This is a genomic window from Sphingomonas sp. (assembly GCF_051962185.1).
Taxonomy (GTDB): Bacteria; Pseudomonadota; Alphaproteobacteria; order Sphingomonadales; family Sphingomonadaceae; genus Sphingomonas.
The window spans coordinates 1-6,000 of sequence record NZ_JBQCCN010000265.1; the positions used below are offsets into that span (position 1 = coordinate 1).

General features: G+C 58.8%; 7 protein-coding genes and 1 riboswitch. All 7 genes read right to left on the bottom strand.

Annotated elements, in window-relative coordinates:
- Window positions 1-10: 10 nt before the first annotated feature.
- Entirely contained in the window at window positions 11-424 is a 414-nt protein-coding gene (locus ACTHJR_RS16820) for a hypothetical protein (RefSeq protein WP_440524430.1), read from the bottom strand.
- A 221-nt stretch (window positions 425-645) separates the two neighbouring features.
- Window positions 646-1,137: a 2'-5' RNA ligase family protein gene (locus tag ACTHJR_RS16825; protein ID WP_440524431.1), complete on the bottom strand. Its 492-nt coding sequence runs from the start codon at window positions 1,135-1,137 to the stop codon at window positions 646-648.
- Between the two features lie 6 nt (window positions 1,138-1,143).
- Window positions 1,144-1,560 (bottom strand): VOC family protein, encoded by a 417-nt coding sequence (locus tag ACTHJR_RS16830; RefSeq protein ID WP_440524432.1) that lies wholly within the window; start codon window positions 1,558-1,560, stop codon window positions 1,144-1,146.
- Between the two features lie 70 nt (window positions 1,561-1,630).
- Window positions 1,631-2,284, bottom strand: a complete 654-nt coding sequence (locus tag ACTHJR_RS16835) for a RipA family octameric membrane protein (protein ID WP_440524433.1) — start codon at window positions 2,282-2,284, stop codon at window positions 1,631-1,633.
- Window positions 2,285-3,253: an HTH domain-containing protein gene (locus tag ACTHJR_RS16840; protein WP_440524434.1), complete on the bottom strand. Its 969-nt coding sequence runs from the start codon at window positions 3,251-3,253 to the stop codon at window positions 2,285-2,287.
- Window positions 3,250-3,927, bottom strand: a complete 678-nt coding sequence (locus ACTHJR_RS16845; RefSeq protein ID WP_440524435.1) for a class I SAM-dependent methyltransferase — start codon at window positions 3,925-3,927, stop codon at window positions 3,250-3,252. The genes ACTHJR_RS16840 and ACTHJR_RS16845 overlap by 4 nt, the downstream gene beginning before the upstream one ends.
- A gap of 48 nt (window positions 3,928-3,975) precedes the next feature.
- Window positions 3,976-5,820 carry a phosphomethylpyrimidine synthase ThiC gene (thiC, locus tag ACTHJR_RS16850; protein ID WP_440524436.1) on the bottom strand — a complete coding sequence of 615 codons (1,845 nt, stop codon included), beginning with the start codon at window positions 5,818-5,820 and terminating at the stop codon, window positions 3,976-3,978.
- Window positions 5,821-5,859: 39 nt separating this feature from the next.
- Window positions 5,860-5,970, bottom strand: a riboswitch (TPP riboswitch).
- Window positions 5,971-6,000 lie beyond the last annotated feature (30 nt).

Genomic DNA, 6,000 nt, shown 5'->3' on the forward strand with positions numbered 1-6,000 from the left:
CGCCCCGATCTCAGCCCGCCGGCGTGAACTCGCCGACGGTGATCGCGCCGAGATCGTGGTTGAACGTCTCGGTGGTCGCGGTGCCGTTGCCGCGCGCGGTGAAGGTACCGGCCTCGACATAGCCGCCGCTCCCGGTCGGATCCGACAATATCTTGTAGGTCATCGGCGCGAGGCCGCTGGTCACCGTGATCGCCGATTTGCCGCCGGTATCGGTGTAGGTCACGGTGATCGCCCCCTGATCGCCGATCGCGGCGGGAACGAGCAATTGATGATGCCCGCCGGGGCGCAGCACGAAGGTCTTGGCTTCGCCGGGATTGAGCCCGATCGTCTCGACCCCGATCCCCGGCGGCGGCGGCACCGAGGGAGCTTGCTGCGCGCTCGCGGCGGCGGGCAGCAGCGCAAGACTAAGCAACAACAGGCGCATGGCCGTTTCTCCTGATCCCGTTCCGGGGAGAAACGCGCGGGGGAGCGGAACGGTTCAGTGGGTGCGATGTCTTGGCCGGATGTGAGGCATGCGCTGCCCCACGACCCGTCCGTCACCCCGGCCTTGTGCCGGGGTCCACGGCGCCTCAGGCCGAGGGGCGCGCAACTCCGTGGATGCCGGCACAAGGCCGGCATGACGAAGAAGAGCCAGAAGAACGAAGATCAGGAATGCAGTTGCCAGCGCCCGCGCTCGATATGCCGGCCTTCTCCCTGGACGCTTTCGATCAACAGGAATTCTTCGACGCGCCAGCTGATTGCATCAATCCGGCAAAATCCGGACAGGCGTCGGTAAACAAGCGTGATATGCGGCGTCGAGCGATGCTTTCGATACGACAGGCGCGCCGACATCGCCTTTTGGAGCGCGGCACGAAAAGCGAGGAATCCGCTAATCGGCTCGCTTCCCTCCAGCTTTCCGCCGTTCACTTGCTCGAACGCGACATGAAAGAATGGATGCACCAGCGCGTCAGCAGCCGCGCGAGCTTCCTCGATCGCATCGTTCGATAAATTGCGGCGGAAGCCCAACGGTTGCACGGTGATATGGAGACGATCCTTGGGATAACCGCGATAGAGTCCAAGCTGCCGCCGGACGAAATCGATCTCCTCCACCACCTCTGGCGGCGGCTTGATCAAGAAGACCAAGAAGGGGTCACCCATCCGAGATCACGCTGCGTCCGGATGGCCAGGCACGAACTGCACCAAGTCCCAGAGGTTGCCGTACAGATCCTTGAACACCGCGACCGTGCCATAGTCGTACGTTGCCGGCGCTCGCACCCACTCGACTCCGGCAGCGGTGAACGCCGCGTGATCCCGCTCGAAATCGTCGGTAGCGAGAAACAGGAACACCCGCCCGCCCGCCTGATCGCCGATGTAGGTGGCCTGACGCTCGCTCGACGCGCGCGCGAGCAGGATCGTCGTCGCCCCCGCCGCCGCGCCCGACGGCCGGATCGTCACCCAGCGTTTGTCCTGCTCGGGCTGGTAGGTGTCCTCGACCAGGGTGAAGCCGAGCTTGCCGACGTAAAAGGCGAGTGCTTCGTCATAGTCGCGAACGATCAGGGCGATGTGGGCTAGGTGGGGCACTCCGGAAGACAGGGGTCGGGTGAGATCGCGCAGTGCCGGTATCAATACTAGCGGCGCGAGGCGGGCCCTGTCAGCGCTTGCTTTGGGCAGCATTGATCGGTTGAAGCGTGTTCACTTTCGGAATGCTGGAATTTAACGGAGCCGGACTGCGAGCAAGCGGAGGCGGGTTAGACTTTGGTGGGACCTTCGATCGGTCGCTATGGGTAGGCCAATAAAGCTCTACTAACTTGACTGAGTTATTTATTGACAAAATTGACCAAGCTATCATCGTAAATAATGACAGCAAAATCATGTTATAGGTGACTGAATACTTTTTTATCGTTAGATGATCAATCCAGACTCTCAATCCAGATCTACTCTCTAGCGATTGGCCGCCACGCAGAGACTCTTCAACCTGTCTCTTTAAGTCTGGCATGCCGCGTTCGAAGGAGCGAATTTTTTGTTCCTTGGCGAGCAGTGTTACCTCAACCTCCCAGCTCTCCTGCCAGAATTTTGAGCCGAGGTTGGTTCTGAACCAGAAATAGGAGCACAGTGCGGCAAATATCGAAACGACGAGAGTCACAACCGCATCCTTTGAGGAGAAGGTCGCGACACCGAGAGCAGTCATCAATACGAGAAAATAATTTGAGCGCTGCCAGAACAATTGTATTTCGAACGCCCGATTATCAAGGGCTATTTTTAGTTCTGTTGCAGCGCGATCGCTACTCTCCTTGGTCGCAGTCATCTACTTCCCCAATCGAATATTTCCTTCGTAAATGTTCCTTAATATCATTCCGGACCACAGATCAAAGTCCGATAGGTCGTTAAGCCTTGCCCGTAGGTCAAGCCAGGCCAGCTGATTTATGGAAAGCTCCCCCTTTTTCGGCAATTCACCGTTGATATGATTGAACGCAATAAGCACAGCGATGTGGTGTTCTGCATCTGGGCTATCATCTACATTGATATATCCAAGTATCCTTGCTCTGCTGATTGCGTCGCCGGGCTCTCTATATAACTCATCCAGAAAAAGCTCTTCGCGCAACTCTCTCGCTGCATTTCCTCTGAAGGCGTCACCACCCTGATTAAAAAGATCAAAGTCTTTATCGTTTACATGCCCGCCGAAACCGACACTCAGCTGCCCTCTTAATCTTTCACTCGTGGTTGTAAATTTACCGCGACGATAGATAAGTAATTTTTCTTTGTTGTATACTAGTGTGAACGTCACAAACTGCTTCACGCTGTCATTCTGCTCGGCAGCAGCCCTGTCCATGAAATAACAAAATGACTTGTAGATAGAATCAAATTCATGTTCTTCGTAAGAAATGAACTCTCCGCTTAATCTACTAGCGAGAGCGCTCCTAGGAGCGACAAGAACATTTTCTTTTCTAATGGACTTTGACCTGAGATGGCCGAGATACACCTTTTTGTATTCAGCCGGGACGTCAGGGCCAGCGGCCAGTTGATGTAGGAAAAAGGTAGCCGGTGCGGTTCGATAAAAATGGGACCGATCATTCTCCGCCCGAATATGCTCAGCTAGGCGCGCCGATAGCGTCTTGTGCATTGTCGCGCCAAACAGATGGGATGGCAAAAATCCGTCGCGCTCGGCGACCTCCAACATTTCTGCAGGCGTCAGGGGACGACGCTCACGGTTTAGCGCCTCAGCGGCTAGCGCTAGATAGGCGTTTCCGCCGAAGGCGTTCCAGTAGATCGTCACGGTATCGAACTTCGCCTACGGAAGGCCAAAATATACGCGTCACTTCCTGCGTTAAAGTCTTCCGAAAGTTCAAAAAGTTCGAACCCTGCCGACAGAATCCTAGAAATGAGCTTTTCCAGCCTCACCGTACGGAATGGATAAGAGTCGCCGGTGAATTTATCGACTTTTGGAATAGCAACTGCTCCGCCGAGAAATTGCGAAATGACCTCGGGCTGCGCCTCACCACACTTCAGGACGTCAGGCCACGCGTCCGGCACTGCCACCAGCAGTACACCCCCATCAACAACCAACGAAGAGACAACCTCTATAAAGCCGTCCGCATCGGCAATTTCTAATATCGTAAAAGTCGCGACCACGGCCTCGAACGGCCTTTTAAAACGATAGTCCAGGACGTCGGCTTCGACCAAGTCGGCTGCCATATTGTGCGGCGATAGTTCCGCTGCCAAATCGAGCCTTGAGCGGTTCTTGTCGATGAGGGTCCACGCGGGTCGATAGCTTAATCGGCCGTCGCTTACACGCGCCACGTAACCTGTGCCTGCTCCGATATCTAAGATCGTCTGCGGCTTTTCTCGCTCAAAATGACGGACCAAGGTAGGCACGATAAATAGGTTTCTCGTTGAATCGGTTTTGCAACCCCGCTCCCAGCGCTCCGCTTCAGTGTTGCTTTCGTGCATCCCACCCCCCTTCTAAGAGCCTGGGGTGACCATGCGCTCCAAGCAATCCTATTTGGTGGGGATATAAATCTCCCCGCCTTTTGCGCGGAAGGTCTCGCTCATTCCCGCCATGCCCACTTCGGCATCCTCGACAGCGATAAACGTTTCCAACCCCGCATTCTGCTTAGCTGCGAAGTCCCTCACCTCTTGAGTTATCTTCATGGAGCAGAATTTAGGCCCGCACATAGAGCAAAAATGAGCCGTTTTGGCACCTTCGGCCGGCAGCGTCTGATCGTGATACTGCTCCGCCGTGTCGGGATCGAGCGACAGGTTGAACTGGTCGCGCCAGCGGAATTCGAAGCGGGCGCGGCTGAGCGCGTCGTCGCGCATCTTCGCCGCCGGGTGGCCCTTGGCGAGGTCGGCGGCGTGGGCGGCGAGCTTGTAGGTCACCACGCCGACCTTGACGTCGTCGCGATCGGGCAGGCCGAGATGCTCCTTGGGCGTCACGTAGCAAAGCATCGCCGTGCCGTACCAGCCGATCATCGCGGCGCCGATGCCGCTGGTGATATGGTCGTAGCCCGGCGCGATGTCGGTGGTCAGCGGCCCGAGCGTGTAGAAGGGCGCCTCGCCGCACGCCTCGAGCTGCTTGTCCATATTCTCCTTGATCTTGTGCATCGGCACGTGGCCGGGGCCCTCGATCATGACCTGGACGTCCTGGTCCCAGGCGCGCTTGGTCAGCTCGCCCAAAGTGTAGAGCTCGGCGAACTGCGCTTCGTCATTGGCGTCGGCGATCGAGCCGGGGCGCAGGCCGTCGCCCAATGAATAGGCGATGTCGTAGGCCTTCATGATCTCGGTGATCTCGTCGAACCGCTCGTAGAGGAAGCTCTCCTTGTGGTGGGCCAGGCACCATTTCGCCATGATCGAGCCGCCGCGGCTGACGATCCCGGTGACGCGCTTGGCGGTCAGCGGGACGTAGGGCAGGCGGACGCCGGCGTGGATGGTGAAATAGTCGACGCCCTGCTCGGCCTGTTCGATCAGCGTGTCGCGGAAGATTTCCCAGGTCAGGTCCTCGGCAATGCCGCCGACCTTTTCCAGCGCCTGGTAGATCGGCACGGTGCCGATCGGCACCGGCGAGTTGCGGATGATCCATTCGCGCGTGTCGTGGATGTTGCGGCCGGTCGACAGGTCCATCACCGTGTCGGCGCCCCAGCGGATCGCCCAGACCATCTTGTCGACTTCGCTGGCGACGTTGGAGGCGACCGCCGAATTGCCGATATTGGCGTTGATCTTCACGAGGAAATTGCGGCCGATCGCCATCGGCTCCGATTCCGGATGGTTGAGGTGGTTGGGGATGATCGCGCGGCCGCGCGCCACTTCGTCGCGGACGAATTCCGGCGTGACGAAATCGGGGATGGCGGCGCCCCAATCCTGGCCGTCGCGAATGTATTCCGCCAGGCGGGCGCGGCCGAGATTCTCGCGCTCGGCGACATATTCCATTTCGGGCGTGATGATGCCGCGGCGGGCATAATGCATCTGGCTGACGTTCATCCCCGGCTTGGCGCGCAGCGGCCGCTTGACCACGTTGGGGAAGGGATCGACGCCGCCCGAACGGTCGGGACCGAGCTGGCCGTTGTCCTCGGGCTTGATATGACGCGCGTCATAGCTCTCGACGTCGCCACGCGCCTCGATCCACGCGCGGCGGAGGTTGGGCAGGCCGGCCTGGATGTCGATCTTGGCCGCCGGGTCGGTGTAGGGACCCGACGTGTCGTAGACGCGCAGCGGGGGCTCGCCGCAGCCGGGCTCGAGGTCGATCTCGCGCATCGCGACCTTCAGCGGACCGACATGGATTTTGCGGCTGCCCCTTATGGGGCCGGTGGTCACGCCGATTTCGGTACGCGCGGGGATGTCGGCCATGAAAACTCACTCCGTTGTCGGAGCGAGAGCACGGATTTCAGGAAGAAAACCGCCCACTCCCTCCGCCGGTCTCAACCGGATCAGGTTCAGCGGGTCGGAGGCTGCGGCCTCCCTCTCAACCGCGACAGAGCGGTCCCCCGGGGATGGCGGACACGCTAGGCGCTTGCGGTCACAAAAGAA

Coding starts and splice junctions, on each gene's coding strand:
- ACTHJR_RS16820 (WP_440524430.1), bottom strand. CDS start 424: ATGCGCCTGTTGTTGCTTAGTCTTGCGCTGCTGCCCGCCGCCGCGAGC.
- ACTHJR_RS16825 (WP_440524431.1), bottom strand. CDS start 1,137: ATGGGTGACCCCTTCTTGGTCTTCTTGATCAAGCCGCCGCCAGAGGTG.
- ACTHJR_RS16835 (WP_440524433.1), bottom strand. CDS start 2,284: ATGACTGCGACCAAGGAGAGTAGCGATCGCGCTGCAACAGAACTAAAA.
- ACTHJR_RS16845 (WP_440524435.1), bottom strand. CDS start 3,927: ATGCACGAAAGCAACACTGAAGCGGAGCGCTGGGAGCGGGGTTGCAAA.
- thiC (WP_440524436.1), bottom strand. CDS start 5,820: ATGGCCGACATCCCCGCGCGTACCGAAATCGGCGTGACCACCGGCCCC.